The sequence below is a fragment of the Nocardioides sp. Root1257 genome (genome assembly GCF_001425175.1).
In the GTDB taxonomy this organism is placed as follows: domain Bacteria; phylum Actinomycetota; class Actinomycetes; order Propionibacteriales; family Nocardioidaceae; genus Nocardioides.
Genome location: NZ_LMDV01000010.1, coordinates 217,212 through 240,609 on the forward strand (window position 1 = coordinate 217,212; position 23,398 = coordinate 240,609).

30 protein-coding genes are annotated in these 23,398 nt (G+C 72.9%); 13 read left to right on the forward strand and 17 right to left on the reverse strand.

Annotated elements, in window-relative coordinates; genetic code table 11:
* Positions 1–10: 10 nt before the first annotated feature.
* Together ASC77_RS19985 and ASC77_RS19990 are read right to left on the reverse strand one after the other, a co-directional pair.
* Positions 11–886 (reverse strand): RNA polymerase sigma-70 factor, encoded by an 876-nt coding sequence (locus tag ASC77_RS19985; RefSeq protein ID WP_056157011.1) that lies wholly within the window; start codon positions 884–886, stop codon positions 11–13.
* Positions 883–1,470 (reverse strand): carboxymuconolactone decarboxylase family protein, encoded by a 588-nt coding sequence (locus ASC77_RS19990; RefSeq protein ID WP_056157013.1) that lies wholly within the window; start codon positions 1,468–1,470, stop codon positions 883–885. Before ASC77_RS19990 ends, ASC77_RS19985 begins: the two co-directional genes overlap by 4 nt.
* A 63-nt stretch (positions 1,471–1,533) precedes the next feature.
* On the opposite strand from ASC77_RS19990, the gene ASC77_RS19995 reads away from it, so the two are divergent.
* On the forward strand, positions 1,534–1,962 hold the full coding sequence (locus ASC77_RS19995) for a GNAT family N-acetyltransferase (protein WP_056157016.1): 429 nt from the start codon (positions 1,534–1,536) through the stop codon (positions 1,960–1,962).
* A 7-nt stretch (positions 1,963–1,969) separates the two neighbouring features.
* On the opposite strand, the gene ASC77_RS20000 is transcribed toward ASC77_RS19995, so the two are convergent.
* The 9 genes from ASC77_RS20000 to ASC77_RS20040 all read right to left on the reverse strand — a co-directional run bounded on the left by ASC77_RS20000 (position 1,970) and on the right by ASC77_RS20040 (position 9,685).
* Complete coding sequence (locus ASC77_RS20000; RefSeq protein ID WP_082575056.1) at positions 1,970–3,619, reverse strand: DUF885 domain-containing protein; 1,650 nt, start codon at positions 3,617–3,619, stop codon at positions 1,970–1,972.
* A gap of 5 nt (positions 3,620–3,624) precedes the next feature.
* Complete coding sequence (locus ASC77_RS20005) at positions 3,625–4,683, reverse strand: MBL fold metallo-hydrolase (protein ID WP_056157020.1); 1,059 nt, start codon at positions 4,681–4,683, stop codon at positions 3,625–3,627.
* 9 nt (positions 4,684–4,692) lie between these two features.
* Positions 4,693–5,499 carry an SDR family oxidoreductase gene (locus ASC77_RS20010; protein WP_056157023.1) on the reverse strand — a complete coding sequence of 269 codons (807 nt, stop codon included), beginning with the start codon at positions 5,497–5,499 and terminating at the stop codon, positions 4,693–4,695.
* On the reverse strand, positions 5,496–6,581 hold the full coding sequence (locus tag ASC77_RS20015; protein WP_056157025.1) for a diacylglycerol kinase: 1,086 nt from the start codon (positions 6,579–6,581) through the stop codon (positions 5,496–5,498). The genes ASC77_RS20010 and ASC77_RS20015 overlap by 4 nt, the downstream gene beginning before the upstream one ends.
* A gap of 108 nt (positions 6,582–6,689) precedes the next feature.
* The gene (locus ASC77_RS20020; protein WP_056157027.1) at positions 6,690–7,898 is read right to left on the reverse strand and encodes an NADH:flavin oxidoreductase; all 1,209 of its coding nucleotides are present in this window, start codon (positions 7,896–7,898) and stop codon (positions 6,690–6,692) included.
* 38 nt (positions 7,899–7,936) lie between these two features.
* The gene (locus tag ASC77_RS20025) at positions 7,937–8,341 is read right to left on the reverse strand and encodes a hypothetical protein (protein ID WP_056157029.1); all 405 of its coding nucleotides are present in this window, start codon (positions 8,339–8,341) and stop codon (positions 7,937–7,939) included.
* A gap of 94 nt (positions 8,342–8,435) precedes the next feature.
* Positions 8,436–8,840 (reverse strand): hypothetical protein, encoded by a 405-nt coding sequence (locus ASC77_RS20030; RefSeq protein WP_056157030.1) that lies wholly within the window; start codon positions 8,838–8,840, stop codon positions 8,436–8,438.
* Positions 8,841–8,909: 69 nt separating this feature from the next.
* Complete coding sequence (locus ASC77_RS20035; protein ID WP_056157032.1) at positions 8,910–9,329, reverse strand: hypothetical protein; 420 nt, start codon at positions 9,327–9,329, stop codon at positions 8,910–8,912.
* Entirely contained in the window at positions 9,326–9,685 is a 360-nt protein-coding gene (locus tag ASC77_RS20040) for a hypothetical protein (RefSeq protein ID WP_056157033.1), read from the reverse strand. Before ASC77_RS20040 ends, ASC77_RS20035 begins: the two co-directional genes overlap by 4 nt.
* Positions 9,686–9,701: 16 nt before the next feature.
* Between ASC77_RS20040 and ASC77_RS20045 the strand changes: the two genes are divergently transcribed.
* Positions 9,702–10,451 (forward strand): putative protein N(5)-glutamine methyltransferase, encoded by a 750-nt coding sequence (locus ASC77_RS20045; RefSeq protein WP_056157257.1) that lies wholly within the window; start codon positions 9,702–9,704, stop codon positions 10,449–10,451.
* Here the strand turns inward: ASC77_RS20045 and ASC77_RS20050 are convergent.
* Positions 10,435–11,289: an SDR family oxidoreductase gene (locus tag ASC77_RS20050; protein ID WP_056157036.1), complete on the reverse strand. Its 855-nt coding sequence runs from the start codon at positions 11,287–11,289 to the stop codon at positions 10,435–10,437. The two genes, ASC77_RS20045 and ASC77_RS20050, sit on opposite strands and share 17 nt — an antisense overlap.
* A 122-nt stretch (positions 11,290–11,411) precedes the next feature.
* Between ASC77_RS20050 and ASC77_RS27030 the strand changes: the two genes are divergently transcribed.
* Together ASC77_RS27030 and ASC77_RS20060 are read left to right on the forward strand one after the other, a co-directional pair.
* Positions 11,412–11,744 (forward strand): winged helix-turn-helix transcriptional regulator, encoded by a 333-nt coding sequence (locus ASC77_RS27030; RefSeq protein WP_056157038.1) that lies wholly within the window; start codon positions 11,412–11,414, stop codon positions 11,742–11,744.
* A complete protein-coding gene (locus ASC77_RS20060) occupies positions 11,741–12,511 on the forward strand; it encodes an MBL fold metallo-hydrolase (protein ID WP_056157040.1) in 771 nt (256 codons plus the stop codon). Before ASC77_RS27030 ends, ASC77_RS20060 begins: the two co-directional genes overlap by 4 nt.
* On the opposite strand, the gene ASC77_RS20065 is transcribed toward ASC77_RS20060, so the two are convergent.
* Positions 12,508–13,557 carry a hypothetical protein gene (locus ASC77_RS20065; protein ID WP_056157042.1) on the reverse strand — a complete coding sequence of 350 codons (1,050 nt, stop codon included), beginning with the start codon at positions 13,555–13,557 and terminating at the stop codon, positions 12,508–12,510. The genes ASC77_RS20060 and ASC77_RS20065 overlap by 4 nt on opposite strands.
* A gap of 133 nt (positions 13,558–13,690) precedes the next feature.
* Between ASC77_RS20065 and ASC77_RS20070 the strand changes: the two genes are divergently transcribed.
* Both ASC77_RS20070 and ASC77_RS20075 read left to right on the forward strand, forming a co-directional pair.
* The gene (locus ASC77_RS20070) at positions 13,691–14,191 is read left to right on the forward strand and encodes a thioesterase family protein (RefSeq protein WP_056157044.1); all 501 of its coding nucleotides are present in this window, start codon (positions 13,691–13,693) and stop codon (positions 14,189–14,191) included.
* Between the two features lie 11 nt (positions 14,192–14,202).
* A complete protein-coding gene (locus tag ASC77_RS20075) occupies positions 14,203–14,628 on the forward strand; it encodes a DUF6314 family protein (protein WP_056157046.1) in 426 nt (141 codons plus the stop codon).
* Between the two features lie 24 nt (positions 14,629–14,652).
* On the opposite strand, the gene ASC77_RS20080 is transcribed toward ASC77_RS20075, so the two are convergent.
* The 3 genes from ASC77_RS20080 to ASC77_RS20085 form a co-directional block, all read right to left on the reverse strand.
* Positions 14,653–15,141, reverse strand: coding sequence for a response regulator transcription factor (locus ASC77_RS20080; protein WP_056157047.1), 489 nt, complete (start codon positions 15,139–15,141; stop codon positions 14,653–14,655).
* 147 nt (positions 15,142–15,288) lie between these two features.
* Entirely contained in the window at positions 15,289–15,462 is a 174-nt protein-coding gene (locus tag ASC77_RS26795) for a hypothetical protein (protein ID WP_156391199.1), read from the reverse strand.
* 124 nt (positions 15,463–15,586) lie between these two features.
* The gene (locus ASC77_RS20085) at positions 15,587–16,663 is read right to left on the reverse strand and encodes a dihydrodipicolinate reductase (protein ID WP_056157049.1); all 1,077 of its coding nucleotides are present in this window, start codon (positions 16,661–16,663) and stop codon (positions 15,587–15,589) included.
* Between the two features lie 70 nt (positions 16,664–16,733).
* Between ASC77_RS20085 and ASC77_RS20090 the strand changes: the two genes are divergently transcribed.
* The 5 genes from ASC77_RS20090 to ASC77_RS20110 all read left to right on the forward strand — a co-directional run bounded on the left by ASC77_RS20090 (position 16,734) and on the right by ASC77_RS20110 (position 21,417).
* Positions 16,734–17,579, forward strand: a complete 846-nt coding sequence (locus ASC77_RS20090; RefSeq protein WP_056157051.1) for a TIGR03619 family F420-dependent LLM class oxidoreductase — start codon at positions 16,734–16,736, stop codon at positions 17,577–17,579.
* Positions 17,580–17,586: 7 nt separating this feature from the next.
* On the forward strand, positions 17,587–18,213 hold the full coding sequence (locus ASC77_RS20095) for a TetR/AcrR family transcriptional regulator (protein ID WP_056157053.1): 627 nt from the start codon (positions 17,587–17,589) through the stop codon (positions 18,211–18,213).
* On the forward strand, positions 18,210–20,168 hold the full coding sequence (locus ASC77_RS20100; protein ID WP_056157055.1) for an FAD-dependent oxidoreductase: 1,959 nt from the start codon (positions 18,210–18,212) through the stop codon (positions 20,166–20,168). The genes ASC77_RS20095 and ASC77_RS20100 overlap by 4 nt, the downstream gene beginning before the upstream one ends.
* On the forward strand, positions 20,165–20,794 hold the full coding sequence (locus ASC77_RS20105; protein WP_235547826.1) for a PaaI family thioesterase: 630 nt from the start codon (positions 20,165–20,167) through the stop codon (positions 20,792–20,794). The genes ASC77_RS20100 and ASC77_RS20105 overlap by 4 nt, the downstream gene beginning before the upstream one ends.
* 128 nt (positions 20,795–20,922) lie before the next feature.
* Positions 20,923–21,417, forward strand: coding sequence for a nuclear transport factor 2 family protein (locus tag ASC77_RS20110; protein ID WP_056157058.1), 495 nt, complete (start codon positions 20,923–20,925; stop codon positions 21,415–21,417).
* Here ASC77_RS20110 and ASC77_RS20115 read toward each other — a convergent pair.
* On the reverse strand, positions 21,414–22,220 hold the full coding sequence (locus tag ASC77_RS20115; RefSeq protein WP_056157060.1) for a glucose 1-dehydrogenase: 807 nt from the start codon (positions 22,218–22,220) through the stop codon (positions 21,414–21,416). The two genes, ASC77_RS20110 and ASC77_RS20115, sit on opposite strands and share 4 nt — an antisense overlap.
* A gap of 60 nt (positions 22,221–22,280) precedes the next feature.
* Here ASC77_RS20115 and ASC77_RS20120 point away from each other — a divergent pair, with 60 nt between their 5' ends.
* Both ASC77_RS20120 and ASC77_RS20125 read left to right on the forward strand, forming a co-directional pair.
* Positions 22,281–22,799 carry a SigE family RNA polymerase sigma factor gene (locus ASC77_RS20120; RefSeq protein WP_056157062.1) on the forward strand — a complete coding sequence of 173 codons (519 nt, stop codon included), beginning with the start codon at positions 22,281–22,283 and terminating at the stop codon, positions 22,797–22,799.
* Positions 22,783–23,328, forward strand: a complete 546-nt coding sequence (locus ASC77_RS20125; RefSeq protein ID WP_156391200.1) for a hypothetical protein — start codon at positions 22,783–22,785, stop codon at positions 23,326–23,328. The genes ASC77_RS20120 and ASC77_RS20125 overlap by 17 nt, the downstream gene beginning before the upstream one ends.
* Positions 23,329–23,398: the final 70 nt, after the last annotated feature.

Below are 23,398 nucleotides of genomic sequence, written 5' to 3' on the forward strand. Positions count from 1 at the left end.
GACTAGACCCTCAGCGCGTGAGGGCGACCGCCGCGTCCAGCCGAGCCAGCTTGGCCGGGTTGCGGACGGCGTACAGGCCGGTGACCAGCCCGTCCTCGAGGACCATCGACATCACGGTGTCGAGCTCGCCGTCGATGACGAAGCGCAGGGCCGGGGACCCGTTGACCAGGACGACGTCCGCATCAGCGGGGCCCTGCGCCACGGCATCGAGGAAGCGCACCACCTTGTCGCGCCCGAGGATCGGACGCAGCGCCGCCTTCTTGACCCCGCCGCCGTCGGTCACCAGCACCACGTCCGGAGCGAGCACGTCGAGGAGGCTCTGGATGTCGCCGGTCGCGGCGGCCGCCATGAAGCGCTCCAGCACCCGGTCCCGCTCGCCCACCGTGGCCTCCGCCCGTGGACGTCGCTCGGCGACGTGCGCCCTTGCCCTGCTGGCGATCTGGCGTACGGCGGCGGGCGTCTTGTCGACGGCCGCAGCGATCTCGTCGTAGCCGAAGTCGAAGACCTCGCGCAGCACGAAGACCGCCCGCTCGGTCGGCGCCAGCGTCTCGAGCACGGTCAGCATCGCGAGCGAGACCGAGTCGGCGAGCTCGACGTCCTCGGCCACGTCGGGGGTGGTCAGCAGCGGCTCGGGCAGCCACGGGCCGACGTACGACTCGCGCCGGCGGGCGTTGGTGCGCATCCGGTTCAGCGCCAGCCGGGTGCTGATGCGCACCAGGTAGGCGCGCTCGTCGCGCACCTCGCCGCGGTCGACGTCGACCCAGCGCAGCCAGGTCTCCTGGAGCACGTCCTCGGCGTCGGCCGCCGACCCCAGCATCTCGTAGGCGACCGTGAAGAGCAGGTTGCGGTGGGCGACGAAGACGTCGGTCGAGTCGGGGGTGCTCATGCCTTCTCCATCGCTCCCGACGGTACGGCGAGGGGTAGCTCGCACACATCCGAATATCCCTGGCTCTCGAGCCCGGCGGCGGAGTTGAACCGCGAGCGCATGTTCTCCAGCGCGACCATCTGGGTGAGCTCGACGACGGCCGGCGCGCCGAGCTGCTCGATGAGGCGCCCGGTCATCTCGTCGGTGACGGTCAACGGGGTGGTCGACATCGCCTCGGCGTACCCGAGCACGTCGCGTTCGAGCGGCGAGAAGACGTCGGACTCGCGCCAGCGCGGCACCTCGCGCACCTTGGCGAGGTCGAGGCCGTCGTTGTGGGCCATGAAGTAGCCGAAGTCCAGGCACCAGCTGCAGCCGATGGTGCCGGCGCTGGCGAGCTGGGCGTAGGACTTGAGGGTCGGGTCGAGGGCGTCCCACTTCGCCACCTTGCCCTCGAAGCCGAGGACCGCCTTGAGCACCTTCGGCTGGTGGAAGTAGACGTAGGCGTTGTCGGGGACCTCGCCGAACGTGCGGCGGGTGTAGAGGGTGAGCACCTTGCCGTAGAGACCGGTGATCGGCGCCTTCGGGATGCGGAACGTGCTGGGCATGTCGTCTCCTTGATCGGTGTGGCATGAAGACACCGGCCGGCGGCGATCTGTGACACTCGGGCCATGCGGATCGTCGGAGTCCCCTTCGCGCACCTCGACGCTGCGACGGCGTACGCCGTCTGGCGGCTGCGCCAGGACGTGTTCGTCGTCGAGCAGGAGTGCCCCTACCCCGACCTCGACGGCCGCGACGACGAGCCGGGCACCCGGCACGTCGTCATGGACGACGACGGTGCGGTGGTCGGCTACGCGCGCGTGCTGGACGATGGCGACACCTGGCGGATCGGCCGGGTCGTGCTCGCGCGGGAGGCGCGCGGACGCGGGCTCGCCGACGCCGTCATGGACATCGCGTTGCAGTTGAGCAAGGGACGGGACGTGGTGCTGGACGCCCAGTCACCGCTGGCCGGCTGGTACGCGACGTTCGGCTTCGAGGTGGACGGGCCGGAGTTCCTGGAGGACGGGATCCCGCACCTCCCGATGCGTCTGCGTCGTTGACCGGACGCTAGATCCGAGCCAGCGAGGCCCGGAGCGGGTCGAGGCCGATCGAGCCCAGGTCGAGCGCGGCCCGGTGGAAGGCCCGCAGGTCGAAGCCCGCGCCGTGCCGGGCCTGTGCGTCAGCACGGGCCTCGAGCCAGATCCGCTCGCCGACCTTGTACGACGGCGCCTGGCCCGGCCAGCCGAGGTAGCGCAGCACCTCGAAGCGCAGCATCGCGTCGTCCATGCGCGAGTGGATCCGCATGAACTCGAAGACCAGGTCGGGCGTCCAGCGCTCGCCGGGCCGCCAGCCGAACGGGTTGTCCTCCGGGACCCGCAGCTCGAGGTGCAGCCCGATGTCGACGATGACGCGCGCGGCCCGGAAGCCCTGCATGTCGAGCATCCCGAGCCGGTCGCCCGGGTCCTCGAGGTAACCGAGCTCGTCCATCAGCCGCTCACTGTAGAGCGCCCAGCCCTCGCCGTGGCCGCTGACCCAGCACAGCATCCGCTGCCACCGGTTGAGCATGTCCGCGCGGTAGACGGTCTGGCCGACCTGGAGGTGATGGCCGGGCACGCCCTCGTGGTAGACGGTCGTGACCTCGCGCCAGGTGGTCAGCTGGTCGCTGTCGTCGGGCAGTGACCACCACATCCGGCCGGGCCGGCTGAAGTCCTCGCTGGGGCCGGTGTAGTAGACGCCGCCGTCGTTCGTCGGCGCGAGGCAGCACTCGATGCGCCGGATCGGCTCCGGGATGTCGAAGTGCACGTCGGCGAGGTCGGCGATGGTCCGGTCGGCGAGCTGCTGCATCCAGTCGCGGAACTCCTCCCGGCTCCCCAGCCGCCGCGCCGGGTCGGCGTCGAGGGCGGCCACGGCCTCCGGGATGCTGCCACCGGGGACGATCCGGTCGCTGGTCGCGACCATGTCGTCGGTGAGGCGCTTGAGCTCCTGCCAGCCCCACGCGTAGGTCTCCTCGAGGTCGACGGCGGCGCCGAGGAACTCCCGCGAGGCGAGGGCATAGCGCTCCGGGCCGACGGCCTCCTTCTCGAGCCCGCGCCGCGCGAGCTCGGTCTCGAGCCACCGACCCAGCTCGGCGTACGCCGCGCTCGCGGCCCGGCCCTCGGGCGCGTCCGGGAGGAGCCCCGTGAAGAAGTCGCCGCTCGCCCCCTCCTGCCCGGTCCAGCGCCGGATCTGGCCCGCCACCTCGGCGTACTGCCGGCGCGCGACGACGCGTCCCTGCGCCGCCTCCTCGGCGAGCGTCGTGCGGTAGCCCTCGAGCGCGGCCGGGATGCCGGCGAGCCGGGACCGGACGTCCTCGCGACCCTCGTCGGTCTCCACCGACATCAGGTCGAAGGACTCGCGGATCGCGTGCGCCCAGCTGCTGATGACCGACAGCTCCGCCCGGTCGTGACCGGCGTCGGCGTTCTCGACCTCGAGGCCGATCCTCTCGAGGAAGGCGTCGCGGGCGACCGCCTCGCGCTCGTCGGCGGGCGCGGTCGCCGTCATCGCGGCGACCGCGCGGCGGGCCAGGTCGGCGCGCGCGTCGAAGCCCGCGGGCGAGAGGTCCGGGAGCTCGTGGTCGTGACCGGCGATCCCGGCGGCGGTGGCCAGCACCGGATCGAGGGCGGCCACGTCCTCGACGTACTGGTCGGCGACGGCGTCCACGGGGCTCTGTCGGGTCACCGGCCTCACTCTAGGGCGGTGAAGAGCACCCCGTCCGCTGTGTTTTCGCGGGTCGCGCGCCCCTGCGCCACCAGCAGCTCCAGGTGGGCCTTGGTCTCCATCGCGGCCATCCCCTGGCTGAACTCGTCGAGCTCGGCGTACGCCCTCTCGTGCCGGGTCCAGCCGAGCTCGTGGGCGACGGTGAAGCCGGTGGCGGGCCCGTCCGCGAGGGCGGCCAGGCTGAGGTCGAGACGGCGCTCGTGGAAGGCCAGCAGCTCGTCGACCCGCGCGTGCGACGAGGGCGCGACCGGCCCGTGCGCCGGCAGGATCGTGAGGTCCGGCAGCGACCGCACCTTGGTCAGCGAGGCCATGAAGTCGCCGAGCGGGTCGGGCGTCGGCGGCACCGTGAACCCGATCGACGGGGTGATCGTGGGCAGCACGTGGTCGCCGGCGAAGAGGAGCCCGGCGGCCTTCTCCGCGAAGACGAAGTGCCCGGGCGTGTGGCCGGGCGTGTGCACGGCGTCGATGGTCCGGGTGCCGACGGTGATCTCGTGGTCGCCCTCGAGCCAGGTGTCCGGGAACATCCACATCGACATGTCCGGACCTTCGCCGTCGCCGACCGCCCAGAGCTCGGCGAGCTCGTGCGCGCCGGCCGTGCGCAGCACCTCGATGAACGGGTTCCGGTTCAGGTCCGGGTCGTTGAGCAGCTCGAGCGCCGGCTTCTCGCCGAGGCCGAGCGCGACGTCCGCGCCGTACTCGTGCCCGAGCACCGTGGCCAGCGTGAAGTGGTCGCGGTGCACGTGGGTGACGAGGAAGCGCTTGATGTCGCCGAACCCGTAGCCGACGTCGCGCAGGCAGCGCTCGAGCAGGTCGCGGGCGACCTCGATCGACCAGCCGCCGTCGATCAAGGTCAGCCCGTCGTCGGTCTCGATGACGTAGACGTTGATGGCCTTGAGACCGTCCATCGGCAGCGGCAGCGGGATCCGGTGGATCCCCTCGGCGACCTTCCAGGCGCCCTCCTTGCTCCAGTGCTCTCCGGAGTCCGGCGAGACGGCGAAGGCGGTCGGAGTGCTCGAGTGGCTCACGTCCGGACCCTACGGGGCCACGTCGGGGAACCCGAGGTCGAGGGTGGGCTGCTGGATCCCGCCGTCGATCTCGATCAGCTTGCCGGTGACGTACTGCCCGGCCTTCGACGAGAGGTAGAGGACGCCGGCCGCGATGTCCTCGGGCTCGCCGACCCGGCCGAGGGGCGTCTTGCCCTCGAGCTGGCCCATCAGCTCGGGCTGGCCCGCGACGAACTCCAGCGCGCTGGTCAGGATCGAGCCGACGTAGATGCCGTTGACCCGGATGCGGGGCGACAGGTCCTGCGCGGCCATCTTGGTCCAGTGCGCGAGCGCGGCCTTGGCGGTGCCGTAGGCGACGAACCCGCGGTCGGCGGTGCGGCCCATCATCGAGCTGATGGTGACGACGCTCTTCTGCTTGCCGTCGTCGTCCTGGAGCATCAGCGGTACGGCGGCCCGGGTCAGCGCGTGCGCGGTCGCGACGTTGAAGCTGAACGCCTCGTTGAGGAAGCGCGGGCTGGTCTTGAGGAACTCCTTGGGGAAGGTGCCCCCGACGTTGTTGACGACCGTGTCGAGGCGGCCGAGCTCGTCGTACGCCGCCTGCGCGAGCCCGGCGACCGCGTCGAGGTCGCTGAGGTCGGCGGCGACGACGACGCAGCGGCGCCCGGTCGCGCGGACCTGCTCGGCGACGACCTCGAGCTGCTCGGCCGTGCGGGCGGAGATGAGGACGTCCGCGCCGGCCTCGGCGAGCGCGACGGCGGTCGCGGCGCCCAGGCCGCGGCCCGCACCGGTGACGATCGCGACCTGGCCGTCGATCGAGAACCTGTCGAGGATGCTCACTTCGTGCTCACCAGGCCTCGGCCGGTGACCAGCGGGAGGTCGAGCGCGGTGACGAGCCCGCCCTTCGCCTCGACGACGGCCGGGAGTGCGTTGACCAGCCGCTGCGCGGTCGTGATCATCCCGGAGACGTTGTGGTCGCCGTGCTCGCCGTGGTGGGTGAGGTCGAGCTGCATCATCGGCTCGCCGGTGACGATCACCCGGTAGCCACCGCCGCCCTCGGCCGGCTGCGGCCACTCGGGCACCTGGTCCTCGGCGGTCCGGGTGACGTGCTCGAGCACGACCCGCGGGATGCCGTCCACGTTGCCGATCAGCTCGAAGCGGACGGCGCCCATCGTCCCGGCCTGCACGTCCCCCGAGACGCTCGGAGTGTCGACCTCGGCCGCGCGGCGCTCGACCTTCTCGACCAGGGGCTCGTCGAGCACGATGTCGAGGCCGGCGGCGATCTGGCGCACCACGCTCCCCCACGCCATCGTCAGGATGCCCGGCTCCCAGAGCAGCGGCCGGAAGTCCATCGGCCGGCCGAAGCCGAACATGTCGCCCATCACGACGGGCTGGTAGTACGTCGAGTAGTCGGCGATCTCCATCACCCGCACCTCGTCGATGCGCTGGCTGAGGCTGGTGAGGGCCAGCGGCAGGAGGTCGTTGGCGTAGCCCGGGTCGATGCCGTTGACGTGCAGGCTCGCCCCCGTCGTACGCCCCGCCTCGGCGAGGCGCTCGAGCATCTCGTCGGGCAGGATCTTCTCGGGCCACTGCAGGAGCACGGGGCCGCTGGACACGACGTTGATGCCGGCCTCCACGAAGCCGAACAGGTCGTGGATGCACTCGAAGACGCGGTCGTCGGCCATCGCGGTGTGCACGATCGCGTCCGGCTGCAACGCGATCAGCGCGTCGCGGTCGGTCGTCGCGAGGACGCCGAGCTCGCGGCCCAGGTCGGCGAGGACGCCGGCGTCCTTGCCGTCCTTCTCCGGGTTCGACACCCACACGCCGACCAGCTCCATGCGCGGGTGCGCGTCGATGCCCGCGATCGCGTGGCGTCCGATGGTCCCGGTCGACCAGACGACGACCCTCAGCTTGTCTTCCATGCGCGCCAACCTAGAACACGTTCTAGTTGGTTGGGAAGGGCTGCCCGCCAGCTGTAACGCCGGGTTACCGACTGTTCCCACGGTGTTGCAACACGGTGGGAACAGCTCCTAACCCGGCGTTACAAGCGACGGCGGCTCGGGCGTGATGACCGGGCAGCGGGTGCCGGAGTAGATGGTGGGCATGCACCGGTTGCAGTGGATGCAGACGCCCTCGGTGGCGCGGCCGGCGGCGAGGTCGTTGACCAGGTTCGGCTCGCGGAGCAGCGCCCGGCCCATGGCGACGAAGTCGAAGCCGTCGGCCATCGCCCGCTCCATCGTCTCGACGCGGTTGATGCCACCGAGCTGCATGAGCGGCATCGTCAGCGCCTCGCGGAAGCGCAGCTGCTTCTCGCGGAAGTACGCCTCCTCGAACGGGTAGACCTTGAGGAAGCCCTTGCCCACGGGCGTCTTCATGCCGAGGCGTACGACGAGCGGCATCGTCGCGGCGAACTCCGAGAGGGGCGCCTCGCCGCGGAAGAGGTACATCGGGTTCATCAGCGACGAGCCGCCGCTGAGCTGCAGGGCGTCGAGGTGCCCGTCCGCCTCCAGCAGCTGGGCGTACTCGATCCCGGCGTCGGTCGTGACGCCGCCCTTGAACCCGTCGGCGACCGAGATCTTGGCGGTCAGGGCGACCCGGTCGCCGACCTCCTCGCGGACGGCCTTCGCGACCTGGCGTCCGAGCCGCGCCCGGCGCTCCAGCGACCCGCCGTACCCGTCCTTGCGGCGGTTGAGGCCGGGCGCCAGGAACGACGAGATCAGGTAGCTGTGCGCCATGTGCAGCTCGAGGACGTCGAAGCCGGCGTCGACGAGGGTGCGCGCGGTGGCGACGTACGCCCGCGTCACGCGGGTCAGGTCGGCCTCGGTGGCGGACCGGATCATCTGCATCGAGAGCGGGCTGGGCATCCGCGAGGCACTGATCGCCTTGACGCCGTTGGAACGGCCGTTGGCGACCGGACCGGCGTGACCGACCTGGCCGGCGATGGCCGCCCCGGTCTCGTGGATGGCGGCGGCCATCCGGGCCAGTCCGTCACGGGTGTCGGGACCGACGACGATCTGCTCGCGGTGGGTGCGGCCCTCGGGCGCGACGGCCAGGTAGGCGACCGTCGTCAGCCCGACTCCGCCGCGCGCCGGCGCCAGGTGGTAGTCGATCAGGGCGTCCGTGACCTGGCCGTGCGGCGCCCGGCCCTCGAACGTCGCAGCCTTCACCGTGCGGTTGCGCAGGCGGACCGGGCCGAGCCGGGTGGGTGCGAAGACGTCAGGCGGGGAGTCGAGGGCCACCCCGGCAATCTAGAACACGTTTCAATTCGTCGCCATGGTCAGGCGGCGAGCTGGAAGAGCTCGGGCTCGCTCAGACCGGCCAGCAGGCGCGCCTCGTCCAGGTCGTACGTCGTCTCGTCGCGCAGCGCCCGCAGCAGGCCGGCGTACCCGTGGCCGGCGGCCAGGACGACCACGAGCGACTCGGCACCGAAGCGGTCCAGCCACGTCCAGAGGGTGCGGGCGTCGACGCCGTGCCGCGCGGTCCTGGCCAGGACGAAGTCGACCTGGTGGCCGGGCAGCTCGGCGTCGAGGCGGGCGCGGACGTCGCCGAGGTTGGCGAGCGCCGGGTGGCGCGTCACGCGGTGCGCGCGGCGGGCCACCTCGCGGGCGGGGGACATCGGGCGCGTCGCCAGGTAGGCGAGCAGGACGGCGATCGGGGCTCCGAGTGCGATCAGGGTGTTCACGAACGGGTTCCTCAGGTGGGGTGCGGGACGTCGTTGTCCCGGTGTCCCCACGGTCCCGCGAGCCTCTTGGCGCCGGCTGGGAGCGCGCTTGGAGTCAGGCGGCGAGCTCGAACAGGGCGGGCTCCTTGCGCCCGGCCACCACACGGAGCGCGGCGTCGTCGTACCCCTTCGCACCGCCCAGGACCTCGAGCATCGCGGAGTGACCGTGGCCGGCGGCGAGGAAGACCACCAGCGACTGCGCGTCGTACCGCTCGAGCCAGGCCCAGGCGGTCTGCGCGCCGATCCGGTGGAAGGAGATCCGCTCCCGCGCGAACGCGGCGTACGGCGCCGGCAGGTCGGCCACGAGGCGCGCCTGGACGTCACCGAGGTTGACGAGGGCGGGGTGGCGGGACACCCGGCGGGCCCGGCGCGCGAACTCACGCGACTGGGGCGCGGGCCGGGTGGTCAGGTAGGCGACCAGCAGGGCGGCGGGGAAGGCGATCGCGAACACCGTGTCCATGGGAGCTCCTGTCGGCGAAGGGTCCTGTCGCCCTTTCTTCGGAGCCCGGGACGGGCCGGGTGAGCCCGTCTAGACGTCAGCGGGCGACGGCGCCCGCTTCTGGTGCCGGAGCCAGAGCAGGCCGGCGACCGGCAGCACCGCCGGCACGAAGCCGTAGCCGATGCCGTAGTCGGACCACACCGACGCGTCCGGGAACCAGTCCGGCTCGACCAGGCTGAGGGTGCCCACCGTGAGCACCCCGGCCAGCTCAATCCAGAGCATCACGCTGGCGAAGCCGGTGCGGCCGACCGAGGCCTCGCGGATGGCGTACCAGCCGAGGGCGTAGGTGACGGCCGCAGCCAGCGACAGCCAGTAGGCGACCGGCGCCTCGTCGTACTGCGTCGTCAGCTGCACCAGCGCGCGGGCGCCGGCGGCGACGGTGAAGAGCGCGTAGAAGGCCAGCAGCACCTTGTGCGGCCCGGTGCGCGGGGCGGTGATCGACTCGCTCATGCCGCGGTCATCTCCAGTCGTACGGCGACGACGCCGACCGCGACGGCGGCGACGGTGATCACGACGGAGGACCACGAGGCGCGGTCGCCCTCGATCGACTTCATCGCGATGGGCAGCACACACACCGAGGCGATGAGGTAGCCGACGTACGTCGACGTCGACGGCGGCCCGTCGCCGCTGAAGGCGCCGAGCCCGGCCAGCGCGCGTACGACCAGCAGCGCCTCGAGCATCCAGGCGAGCTGGTCGAGCCACCCCGGACGCTCCTGCTTGCGCAGCGCGACGACCAGCGCGAGGACGGCGACCAGCACGGCGTACCCGACCACGATGAAGGTGATCTGGGTGGACACGCTCGGCATGGGAGCATCATCGACCATGCCCCTCGACGACCTCGTCACCACCCTCAGGGCGGCGGGGTGCGTCTTCGCCGAGGACGAGGCACGGCTGCTGCTCGACGCCGCCGGCGACGAGGACGAGCTGGCGCGGATGCTGGCGGAGCGGGTCTCGGGCACGCCGCTCGAGCTCGTCGTCGGGTACGCCGAGTTCTGCGGCCTGCGGATCCTCGTCGCACCGGGCGTGTTCGTGCCGCGCCAGCGCTCCGCCGCCCTGGTCCGCGTCGCCGCTGCCGGCCTCGGCGCCGGTGACGTCGTGGTGGACCTGGGCTGCGGCACCGGAGCCCTCGGCGCCGCGGTGCTCGCGGCCGTGCCGGGCGTCGAGGTGTACGCCGCGGACGTCGACCCCGACGCGGTGGCCTGCGCCCGCCGCAACCTCCCGGAGGACCGGGTGTACCTCGGCGACCTCTACGCGGCGCTGCCCGGCGAGCTGCGCGGTCGGGTCGCGGCCCTGGTCGTCAACGCGCCGTACGTGCCGACCGACGAGATCGCGCTGATGCCGCCCGAGGCGCGCGACCACGAGCACCACGTCGCCCTCGACGGCGGCCCGGACGGGCTCGACGTGCAGCGCCGGGTGATCGCGGGCGCGCCCGCCTGGCTGAGGCCGGGCGGGCGCGTCGTCGTCGAGTCGAGCGAGCGGCAGGCGCCGGTGAGCGCCGCGCTGATGACCACCGCGGGGCTCGAACCCGCCATCGACGGTCAGGCCGTCAGCGGGATCAGACCCAGGACCTGACGGTCTCCGCGAGCGGCACGGTCGGGCGGCCGAGCAGCCGCGACAGGTCCCCGGTCGTGAGGCCGAGCAGACCCTCCGCGATGTTCTGGTCGAGGGCGACCAGGAAGCCGGCCGTGCCCTCGTCGAGGCCCGCGCCGAGCAGCGCGGCACGGTGGTCCTCGGCGCTCAGCGGCTGGTAGACGACCTCGCTGCCGAGCACCTCGGCGAAGACGGCGGCGAGCTCGGCGAAGCTCCACGCGACGTCGCCGAAGAGCTCGTAGACCGCGCCGTCGTGGCCGTCGGACGCCAGCGCCACGGCGGCCGCCTCGGCGAAGTCGGCGCGCGGCGCACTCGCCACGCGACCGTCCCCGGCGCTGCCCAGCACCTGGCCGGTCGCGCGGGCCTGCTCGAAGGCGGGCCGGTAGTTCTCGGTGTACCAGCCGTTGCGCAGGAACGTGAAGGGCAGCCCGCTCGCGCGGATCAGCGCCTCGGTCGCCGCGTGCTCGGGCGCGACGGCCAGCGTCGTGTTGTCGGCCTTCGGCGCGCTCGTGTAGACGACCCGACGTACGCCGGAGCGCACGGCGAGGTCGACGACCGCCTGGTGCTGCGGCACGCGCCTGCCGACCTCGCTGCCGGAGACGAGGAGCAGCTCGTCGCCTGCCGACAGCCACGGCACGGAGTCGGGGACGGCATCGAAGTCGAGGACCTCGACGCGGACCCCGCGCTCGGCGAGGTCGGCGATCTTCTCGACCGAGCGGCCCGTCGCGACGATCTCGGCGGGGTCGGTGCCGCGCTCCAGCAGGGACTCCACCACCCCACGGCCGAAGGGTCCGGTGGCTCCGGTGACGACGTACGACATGACATTCCTCCAGGGATCGGGTGTTCTCACCCGACCGAACGACCACTCGTCGCCGTACCTTCCCGGTGGGCAGTACCCACTTCAAAGTGGGGTACCCACCTCGGGGTGAGTAGCATCGACGCATGACCGCCGCCCGCGACCTCCAGCTCGACACCGCCTGCCCCGACACCCGCGCCCTGGTCGAGCACGTGACCAGCAAGTGGGGCGTGCTCGTCCTGCTCGCGCTGCGCGACCGCACGATGCGCTGGAGCGAGCTGAAGCGCGAGATCGCGGGCGTCAGCGAGAAGATGCTGATCCAGTCGCTGCAGACGCTCGAGGCCGACGGGCTGGTCCTGCGGACCGCGCGGCCCGTCGTCCCGCCGCACGTCGACTACTCCCTCACCGACGCGGGCCACGAGGCCGTCGACCTCCTCGCACCGCTGGTCTTCTGGGCCCAGCAGCAGGTCCAGGGGTGAGCCAGCTCGCTCTCACCTGGTGGGGGCACGCGTCCGCGACCGTCGAGATCGACGACGCCCGGATCGCCCTCGACCCGCTGCTGAGCGACCAGCTCTTCCACCTGCGCCGCTACACGGTGCACCCGAGGGACGAGGCCACCGACGCCGACGTCGTGGTGGTCTCGCACCTCCACCACGACCACCTGCACCTGCCGTCGCTCCGCCGGTTCGCCCGCGACGTGCCGATCCTGGTGCCGCGCGGCGGGGAGTCGCTGCTCCGCGACCTGGGCACCGACCGGGTCGTGCCCGTCGAGCCCGGCGACGTGCACGAGGTCGGGGGCACGACGATCCGGGTGCTGGCCGCGACCCACGACGGCGGCCGCGGCCCGCACACCAGGATCACCGGCCCTCCGTTGGGATTCCGGATCGACCGCGCGGCCCGGTCCTGCTGGTTCCCGGGAGACACCGAGGTGCGCGAGGACATGTACGACGTCGGCCGGGTCGACCTCGCCCTGGTCCCGGTCGGCGGCTGGGGCCCGACGCTCGAGGACGGCCACATGGACCCGGTCGCCGGCGCGGAGGCGGTGCGCCGGGTCGGCGCCGACGTCGCGGTGCCGGTGCACTGGGGCACGTTCTGGCCGCTCGGCCTGCGGCGCCTGGCCCGGGCCAACCACGACCGGCTCTTCGTGACGCCGGGCGACCGCTTCATCGAGGCGCTCGGCACCGCTGCACCCGACGTACGCCCGGTCCTGGCGACGCCCGGCGAGCGGGTGGTCGTCGAGGCCTAGGAGAGGCGCAGGCGAGCCAGCAGCGGCCGGTGGTCGCTGTGGTAGCCGCTCAGCACCCGCTGCGCGCGCAGCTGGATGAGACGGTCCCGCAGCCCGGTGCGCTCGAGCCACACGTAGTCGATGTTGCGGGCGGTCGGCGGGTGCGTGGGCCCGATGCCGGTCCCGAGCAGCTGGTAGGTCGACTCCGCCCGGTGGCGCAGCGTCCGCATCGGCCCACCGACGGGGCGACCGCGGGCGTCGGCCCGGGCGCCGAAGTTGAAGTCACCGGTGCCGACGACCCACCGCCCGGGGACGGTGTGCCAGATGTCGGCCAGCCGGTCGAGCTGCGCGCGGGCGCGGATCGCGTTGATCGTCGAGAGCCACCGGCCGGGGTCGCCGAGGTCCTCGATCTTCTGCGGGAGGTGGGTGTTCAGCACGGTCAGCACCCGGCCGGTGGCCCGGTGCTTCAGGCGTACGACGGCGACGTACCGGTTGTCGAAGGGGTAGCGCCCCTCCCGCCAGCTCAACCCGAGCGCCACCTTGTGCAGGCGGGCGGAGACCAGCCTGAACTCGGAGGTGCGCCACGACACGGCCAGCTCGGCGGCACCCTGGTCGGCGCCGAAGGTCTTCGAGGTCCAGCCCGGGAGCCGGTGCAGCACCTTGCGGAACGGGTCGGCCTCCTGCCAGCCGACGACGTCGACGCCCGGGTGCGAGGTGAGACGGCGCGCGTCCGCCGCGGCCTCGGACGGCGAGAGCTTGCGGAACATGTTCATCGTCGCGACGCCGACGTCGATCGGCGCCAGCCGCACGGGCGCGATCCGGTGGCCGACCTGGCCGCCCTGCTTCGCGAGGGTGGGGGTGCGGACGATCCGCGGCTCGACGGTGCGCGGGGTCTGCGCGGCGCTGACGACCACCGCCTGCGGCACCGGCGCCGAGCTGTCGTCGGCCACGAAGGGCGCGACGGCCAGGCCGAGGACGGTGGCGACGAGGAGCAGGGGCGGCGGACCCGTCCACCTGGAGCGTCGCCGAACGTCGTCACGGCGCCCGAGGAGGACCCGTCTGACCACGCGGCTTCCCCTCCGGCTCGGTCCATCGGCTGGGGCACCACGCTAGCCCCGCGAGTCCCTCGAGCCCCGGAGGCCACGCCCGTGTCGTGGACCGCCGTCGAGGCCGTGACCGGCGGCCAGTACCGTCGCGGGTGTGACCACCGCGCATCCGTCGTACGACGAGCTCGCCGCCCTGCCCGCCTACGCCACCCAGGCGGTGCCGACGGCGTTCGAGGACATCAACGGCCACCTCAACATCCGCCACTACGTCGGGATCGCGAGCGAGGGCCTCGACGAGTCGCTCGTCGACGTGGGGATCCCGCAGAACTGGCCGACCGTGGCCGGGCAGGGCGTCTTCAGCGCCGAGCACCACATGACCTACCTCTCCGAGCTGCGCACCGGGGACAAGATCTCGGCACGCGTCCGCGTCGTCGGCCGCTCCGAGCGCGCCGCGCACGTCGTCGTCTACCTCCTCGACGACAGCCACCAGCGGGTGAGCTACGTGATGGAGGAGATCTTCCTGCACATCGACATGGACAGCCGGCGCAGCGCCGCGTGGCCCGAGGACGTCGCCGGCGCGCTCGACCGTCGGATCGCCGCCGACGGCGAGCTCTCCTGGCAGCCGACGCTGTCGGGCTCCATGGCGTTGCGCTGACGCCTGGTCCGGTGCCGCCCGCCGACCTGCCGCCCAGCGCGCTGCTGGGCACTTGGACGCTCACCCGGGTGGTCCACGACCACCGCACCGGGGAGCGGCGCGACGTGGTCGGCACGGCCGAGCTCACCGAGGTCGACGCCGGCCGGGTCCGCTGGACCGAGGCGGGCACGATGAGCTGGCCCGGTCACTCGGTGCCGGTCAGCCGCACCCTCGACGTCGTGCGCGAGGACGACGGCTGGTGGGTGCGCTTCGAGGACGGTCGCCCCTTCCACCCCTGGGCGGTCGGGCACCAGGTCGACCACCCCTGCGCACCCGACCACTACCGCGGCCTGGTCGAGGTCGACGGCGACCCCGTCACCTCCTGGACCGTGACCTGGGACGCCGCCGGGCCGGAGAAGGACTACCGGATGGTCACCGTGCACACCGACCGTCGCTGATCGGACCGGCACCGTCGAGGACGGTCAGTCGCGGTCGACGAGTCCGTGCTGCAGGCCCCACACCGCCGCCTGCGACCGGCTGTTGACGCCGATCTTGCGGTAGGCCGAGCGCACGTAGGTCTTGACCGAGTTGATGCTCACGAAGACCCGGTCGGCGATCTCCTGGTTGGTGAGGCCCGCGGCGATCAACGCCAGCACCTGCACCTCACGGGCGCTGAGCCCGTGCCCGATCTCGACGGGCACCGACGGCGTCGCCGCAGCCTCCACCATCAGCACGATCTGCTCGACCCCCACGCGCAGCGGCACCCATCCCGTCGCGCCGGTACGCCGGAGCACGGCCTCCCGCGACTCGCCGCCCGGACCGTCGGCGTCGTGGAGCACGACGTCGACGGCACCGCTCACGTCCTCGACGACCTCGACCCGGTGCGCCTGGCCGGCCAGGATCTGCCGGAGCCCCACTGTCACGGCCTCATCGGGGCTGGCGATCACCAGCCGGACGGGGCGCACGGACATGCCATCGATCCTCCCGAGGCGCGCCCGTCCGCAGCCACTCGGACTCACCACCCAAAGGGGTGAAAGTTCAACGAGGAACCCGAAGAGCCCCTCTCCGTGGGGGCGGGAGAGGGGCTCTCGGGGGGGCCGTCGTGGCGCGGGGGCCGGTCACGCGGCGCGGGTGAAGGCTCGCTCGGACGGGCCGGAGACGGTGAGGTGCACCGGCGTGACGGCGGCGCGGTCGCGCAGCGCGACGACGACGGCGGCGACCGCGACCGCGGCGGCGAGGCCCGCGAACACGAGGAAGCCGTAGGCGAAGGCGACGAGGGTGGTGTCGATCATGGGGTTCTCCTGACTGGTCGGGTCCGCGGGTGGTGGGCCCGGATCGGTGTGTCGGGGTGTTCCCCGGCAGACACCACAGTGCCGCCGACCTCTTGAGACCGACTGGGAGCTGACTGGGAACGCCTCAGACGCTGAACCGGCCGGCGAAGGCGCGCAGCGGGAGGTCGGCGCTCGTGATGATCCCGGGCGGCGCGTCGACGACGGCCCGGATCGCGTTCAGGGCCGGCATCCCGGTCACCGTCATCCCGATCGCGGCGAAGGCCTCGACCGACGAGAAGTCGGTGCCGGGCTTCGGGAGGATCAGGTGCTTGCTGTAGATGACCGGGTCGCCCTGGATCTGGGTGATGTAGCAGCCCTGGATGTCCCAGTGCGGCTCGGTCCTCGGCGTCATCTGCCACTCGAGGTGCAGCTCGACGCGGGGTACGCCGGCCACCTTGCCGACGTACCGGAACGCGCTGCCGCCGAGCGAGCCCTTCGGCAGCTGGAACCAGCCCAGGTCGACGTCCTCGGTGCAGGCCCCGAGCTCGTACTCGAAGTCGACCGTGTCGAGCTCGATGCCGAGGCAGTCGGCCATCAGGTGCACGCCGTCGCCGAAGACGCGGGTGCCGAGCTCGAGCAGGCGCGGGACCTCGGGGTCGTCGACCGGCATCCCGTAGCCGCAGTTGCGCCACGTGTCGGCGGAGTGGTGGCAGGAGACGTCGACGGACTCGATGCAGGTGACGTTCTCGATGTCGGTCACGTCCGCCGAGTGCACGATCGTCAGGATCTGCGCCAGACCGGGGTTCAAGCCGGTGCCGTAGAACGTCGCACCGCCGCGCTCGCACGCCGCCGCGATGACGTCGGACTCGGTGCGGCCGGACGGGTGCGGGTGGTTGGCGTTGCGGTGGTGACCGGTGACGAAGTCCGCGGTCGTCACGATGTCGATGCCCGACCCGAGCACCCGCTCGTAGAGGTCGACGTCCGGCCACACGCCGTGGAAGGTCACCACGTCCGGCGCGGCAGCGAGGATCTCCTCGACGGTGCCGGTGGCGACCACGCCGATCGGGCCGGTGCCGGCGATCTCGCCCGCGTCGCGCCCGATCTTCTCCGCGGTGTAGCAGTGCAGACCGACCAGCTCGAGGTCCGGGTGGCGCTGGATCCGGCGCACCATCTCGGTGCCGACGTTGCCGGTGGCCACCTGGAAGACCCGGATCCTGTCCATCGTTCCTCCTCGCCGCCCAGTCTGTGGAGAGGGTTTTCACAGAGGGCTCGATGAAACTAGCATCACGGCCATGCGCTTCGCGGTGGTCTCGGCCTTCCTGCCGGTCGAGGAGATCGCCCCGGTGGCGATCGCGGCCGACGAGCTCGGCTACCACAGCCTCACGATCGCCGACCACGTCGTCGACCTCGAGACCCTCGCGACGCCGTACCCCTACGAGGCGAGCGGCCAGCGGCGCTGGGACCACGACTGCGCGTGGCCGGACCCGTGGGTGCTGGCCGGGTCGCTGACCGCGGTGACCACGCGGCTGCGCTTCTTCACCTCGGTGTACGTCGCGGCGCTGCGGAGCCCCTTCCAGGTCGCGAAGTCGGTCGGCACCGCTGCCGTGGTGTCCGGCGGCCGCGTCGCGCTGGGCGTCGGTGTCGGCTGGTGCCGCGAGGAGTTCGACCTGCTGGGCCAGGAGTTCGACACCCGCGGCCGACGCACCGACGAGGCGCTCGACCTGCTGCGCGACCTCTGGTCGCCCGGCTGGACGTCGTACGACGGCGCCCGGATGGTGATGAAGCCGGAGCCGGGCCGCGTGCCGGTCCTGGTCGGCGGACTGTCCGACGTCGCGCTGCGGCGGGCCGCACGCCACGACGGCTGGGTCGGCGACATCTGCACGACCGACGAGGCGATCGCGACCGCGCGCCGGCTCGCCGAGCTGCGCGAGGAGGCCGGCCTCGACGGCCCGTTCGAGGTCATCCCGCCGCTGAGCGACGCGCTGCTGCCCGAGGACTTCGCGCGGGCGCGCGACGGCGGCGTCACCGAGGTGATGACCGCTCCGTGGATGTACTACTTCGGTCGACGGGCGACGCTGGAGCAGAAGCTCGAGGGCCTGCACCGCTTCCGCGACGACGTCCTGGTGCACCTGTCGTGAGCGCGCGATGACGGCCGGCGCCGACCAGCACCGCCGCAACCGGCGCGGCGACGCCACCCGCGCGCGGATGCTCGCCGCGGCCCTGGACTGCCTGGCGAGCGGCGACCCCGACGCGGTCTCGGCCAACCACGTCGCGCGCCGGGCCGGGGTCACCTGGGGCGCCGTGAAGTACCAGTTCGGCGACGTCGACGGCCTGTGGGCCGCGGTGCTCGACCACCTCGAGGAGCGCCGCGGCGGACCGCTGTCGTTCCCGGGCTCGGCCGAGCAGAGCGTGGAGGTCCGGGTCCAGCAGATCGTGACCACCCTGTGGCGCGGTCTCGACCTGCCCGACTCCCGCGCGATCGACACCCTGCGGATGGCGCTGCCCCGCGAGCGCGCCGAGCTCGAGCAGAAGCTCCCCCGCACCGCCGCCGCCCTGTCGTCCTGGCAGCAGAGCTGGGTCGAGACCTGCCAGACGGCGTTCGCCGATCTGGACCTCGACCCCGACCGGGTGCGCGAGGTCGCGGCCCTCCTGCCCGGCGCGATGCGGGGCCTGAGCTCCGAGGCCCACCTCTCGACGTACTCCGACCTCGACCTGGCGCGACGCGGCCTGACCCGCTCGATCGCGGCCTACCTCGGAGGGTCCCCCGCATGAGCGGCACTGCCTACGAGCACCTGCTGGCGCCCGGCCGGATCGGCAGCATGGAGCTGCGCAACCGGCTGGTGATGTCGCCGATGGAGACGATGTACGGGACGCCCGAGGGCCTCCCCTCGGACCGGACCGTCGCCTACTTCGCCGCCCGGGCAGCAGGCGGGGTCGGGCTGGTCACCGTCGGCGCCACCGGCGTCGACCCGCTGCACCCCGAGACCCCCGGCGGCCTGCACCTCGGCACGGACGGGTCGGTCGCCGCGCACCGTCGGCTCGTCGACGCGGTCCACGAGCACGGCGCCCGCATCCAACCGCAGATCGTGCACGCCGGCCCCGACGGCCTCGGTCCGGAGATGCACGGCGTCGACTCGCTCGGACCGTCCGTCATCCCGTCGTACCTGACCGGCCGCCCGTCGACCGAGGTCACTCCGCAGCAGATCGTCGAGGTCCTGGACCGCATCAAGGCCGGCGTGCGCCGGGCCCGCGAGGCCGGGTACGACGGCGTCGAGCTGCACGCCGCGCACGGCTACATGTTCCTGGGCTCCTTCCTCGCGCCGCAGCGCAACCGACGCGGCGACCGCTACCGCGGCAGCTCCGTCGAGGGCCGGATCCGGGTCGTGCTCGAGGCGCTGGCCGCGATCCGCTCGGAGGTCGGGCCGGACTTCCCCGTCACGCTGCGGATCTCCGGCTACGAGCGGGTGGCGGGCGGGCGCCCGTCGTACGAGACCGCCCTGGTGGCGCCGCTGCTGGTCGAGGCCGGCGTCGACGCGTTCCACGTCAGCGGCGGCGTCATCGACCGGCTGGTCACGCAGATGGTCAACGGCGCGTCGTACGGCGAGGGGCTGAACGTCGGAGCGGCCGCGGCCGTCAAGGAGGTCGTCGACGTCCCGGTGATCGCGGTCGGCCGGCTGCACGACCCGGACCTGGCGGAGGCCGTGCTCGCCGAGGGTCGCGCAGACTTCGTGGCGCTCGGCCGGCCACTGCTCGCGGACCCCGACCTGCCCCGCAAGCTGGCCACGGGCGGTCGCGTGCGGCGGTGCATCTCCTGCGAGAACTGCATCGACTCGCTGGAGGAGCGGCTCGCCACGGACTGCGCGGTCAACCCGCTCACCGGGCGCGAGCACGAGCTGCTCCCGCTGCCGATCGCCCGACGCCTGCACGTGGTCGTGGTCGGCGGCGGGCCGGGCGGCCTCGACGCGGCACGCCGCGCGGCCGCCCAGGGTCACCGGGTGACGCTGCTCGAGAACCACGACGAGCTGGGGGGCAGGTTCCGGCACGCGGCGATCGCGCACCCGGCCAACGCGCTCTTCCTGGACTGGCTGGTCGCCGAGGTCGCCGGGGCCGAGATCGACGTACGCCTCGACACGGTCGCGAAGCCACACACCGTCGCCGCGCTCGAGCCCGACGTGGTCGTGGTCGCCAACGGCGGGATGCTCACGATGCCCGAGGACGGCCACGACCGGCCGCACGTCACGACGATCGACGACGTCCTCCGCGACGGGCCCGTCGGCGCCAAGGTCTGCGTGGTCGGCGGCTCCCTGCCGGGCGTCGCGATCGCCGGGCACCTGGCCGCGGCCGGGCACCGGGTGTCGCTGCTCGAGCCCGGTGCGGACCTGGCGTCCGAGGTCGGTCCCAAGCGGCGCGCCGAGGAGCTGGACGAGCTCGACCGGCGCGGCGTCGCCGTCCACGTGGGCACCGCGATCGAGGGCTACACCGACGGCGGGGTGGAGTTCACCCCGCAGGGCGGGCGGACCCGCGAGCTGCGTGCCGACACGGTCGTGGTCACCGGCTGGTTCGAGGCGAACCTGCGGCTGCACGACGCGATCGCGGCCGCGCTGCCGGACATCGACGTGTACGCCGTCGGCGACTGCCGCGGCTACGGCCTGGTCCGCCAGGCGACGGAGGACGCCGCGCGTGCGGCGTACTCGTGGGGACGAGCGACGGAGAGGGGCCGGGCGTGAGCATCGGCGGGTTCATCCACGACGAGATACCGAGCGAGGAGGTCGACCGCATCGAGGCGGCGTACGGCCCGCTCGCCGAGGCCGTGCGCGAGCTCGTCGACGCGACGATCCGGACGACGGTGCCGCCCGAGGAGGCCGACCTCGCGCTCGCCGAGATCGAGGCGGTCGTCAAGCGGCTGCGCGCGCAGCAGCTCCCCGGCCCCGCGGGGGTGCGCTTCAACTCCGAGGGTCGGGCGTGGAACTGGGGCAACGCGGTCGTCGGACTGCGCAACGCGATCGCCCCGCCGCTCGACATCGTGCACGTGGAGTCCGGGCTCGCGCACGCGTCCGTGACCCTCGGGGCGGCGTACGAAGGACCGCCAGGACTCGTCCACGGCGGCGTCACCGCGCTGCTGCTCGACCACCTGATGGGCGAGACCGCGGCCGCGTCCTTCACCCGGATCACCTTCACGGGCACGCTGACGATGGTCTACCGCCGCGGCACCCCGCTCGGCCCCCTGCGGCTCGACGCGCGCATCGACCGCGAGGAGGGCCGCAAGGTCTGGGTCGTCGCCTCCATCGGCGACGAGGAGGGCCCGACGGTCGAGGCCGAGGGCGTCTTCATCATCCCGAGGTGGGCGACCTGACGGACCGTCGGGGTAGTCCCTGACGGTTCGGTCCACGGGAGCGTTCCCAGCGGTCCGGAACGTCAGGGACTACCCCGCCACTGCCGGCAGCACTGGAACACGTTCCAGTTTGGCCCTAGGTTGGCGCCATGACGACGTACTCCCGCGAGGAGCTCGAGACCGCCTTCCAGCAGTACCAGGACGAGGTCGACCGGATCGCCGGCAGCGGCGACTGGGACCGGTTCGCCGACCTCTTCGCCGAGGACGCGACGTACGTCGAGCACGCCTACGGCAGCTTCAGCGGCCGCGAGCAGATCCGGCAGTGGATCACCCGGACGATGTCGGAGTTCCCCGGCCGCGAGATGCCGCACTTCCCGATCACCTGGTACCTCGTCGACGAGGAGCGCGGGCGGATCGTCTGCGACGTCTACAACGAGATGCACGACCCCGGCGACGGACAGCCGCACGGCGCCAGCAACATCACGATCCTCACGTACGCCGGCGACGGGCTGTGGTCGTGCGAGGAGGACATCTACAACCCGGCGACGTTCCTGCGCGCGACCAAGAAGTGGTGCCGGGTCGCCCGCGAGCACGACCGGATGACGCCCGAGGCCGAGACCTGGATGGGGATGTTCGGGGGCTAGTCGCCGGACGGCTCCAGCGGCGGCACCGGGATCTGGAACGACGGCGCGGTCGTGCCGCCGTCGACGCGCAGCACCACTCCGGTGACCCACGACGACGCGGGCGAGGCGAGGTAGAGCGCCGCGGCGGCGATGTCGCGCGGCTGGCCGATCCGGCCCATCGGCCTGCCCTGCTCGTACGTCGCGCGCAGGGCGTCGTCCGACATCACGAAGTCCATCGCCTGGGTCGCGACCCCGCCGACGCCGATCGCGTTGACCCGCACCCGGGGCGCCAGGTCGGCGGCCAGGTCCTGGGTGATCATGTTGAGCGCGGCCTTGCCGGCGCCGTACGCGAGCATCGAGGTCATCACGAGGTCGCCGGAGCGCGACGAGATGTTGACGATCGAGCCCCCGCCCTGGGTGTCGACCATGGCCTGCGCGGCCAGCTTGCTGAGCAGGAACGGCGAGACCGCGTTGAACTGCAGTGCCGTGGTCAGGTAGCGCGCCGAGGTCTGCATCGCGGGGCGCGGCAGGCTGCCGCCCGCGTTGTTGACGAGGACCGACAGCTTGCCGAACCGCGCCACCGTGCTGGCCACCAGGCGCTCGAGGTCGTCCTCGACCATCACGTCGGTGACCACGGCCAGGCCCCGGCGGCCGGTCGCCTCGACCGCGCGCACGGTCTCCTCGAGGTCGGCGGCGGTGCGCGCGGCGACCACGACGTCGGCGCCGGCCTCGGCGAACGCGACGGCGATCGCCCGGCCGATCCCCGCTCCCCCGCCGGTGACGACGGCGACCTGGTCGGTGAGTCGGAAGTCGTCGAGGATCACGGGTGACAACCTAGGTCGTCGGCCCGGAGTTAGGACAGGTGTGACCAGACGGAGCCAGACATGATCCCGGGCCGGGACCGACGCGCGTTCGACGAGTTCGTCGCCACCTCGGCCAGCCGGCTCGTCCGTACGGCGTACCTGCTGTGCGGCGACCGCGGCCACGCCGAGGACCTCGTGCAGACGGCCCTCCTGCGCACCGCGCGCCGGTGGCGGAGCGCCCGACGGCAGCCCGAGGCGTACGCGCGCCGGGTCGTCGTCAACCTGGCCAAGGACCGGTGGCGCGACCTCGCGCGCCGGCCCGCGGAGGCGCCCCTGGAGGGCGCCGACCGGGCGGGCCCGATCGGCGTGGTCGACGGGCTGCTGGACCGCGACGAGCTGCTCCGCGCGACGGAGCAGCTCTCGGCGGGACAGCGGGCCGTGCTGGTGCTGCGGTACTTCGACGACCTCACGGTCGAGGAGACCGCCGCGACGCTCGGGTGCTCGACCGGCACCGTCAAGTCACAGACCTCGCGCGCCCTGGAACGCCTCCGGGTCGTGCTCACCCCCGAGAAGGAGAACGCCGATGTTGACCGACGATGACCTGACCCGCCAGCTGGGCGGAGCCTTCCGCGACGCCACCGACGACCTGGAGTACGCCGGCCGGGTGCCGACGCCGCGCAGCGCGGTCGCCACCGTCGGCGTCCCCCTCGCCTCGACCGCCGCCGTGGTGGCCGCCCTCGCCGTCGTGTGGGCCTCCGCGCCGGGCACCGACGACCCGACCCCGCCGACCACCGCCGGGCCGAGCGCCGTCGCTCCCCCGATCGTCACTCGCACCATCGAGGTCGCCGGCTTCTCGTTCAGCTACCGCGGCGAGGCCCGGGCCGACGACCTCTATGCCCGGATGTCCCCGGGCGCCGTACCGGAGGACGCCCAGCCGATCGACGCGCCCGACGGCGTCCAGGCCTGGGTCGGCACCGACCCGCAGAGCGGCGACCACGCGCTCTACGTCGACGCGCCGACCCGCAACGGGGGCAAGCTCTTCGCGCTGCTCTCGCCGACCTGGACGGCGGAGCAGCTGACCGACCTGTTCCTGCACGGTCAGCCGCGCACCGTCCCCGCCGTCAGCTGACGACGAAGCTCCGGCACCCGACCTGCGCCATGACCCGAACGGGCCATGGCGCAGGTCGGACGGAGCCGAC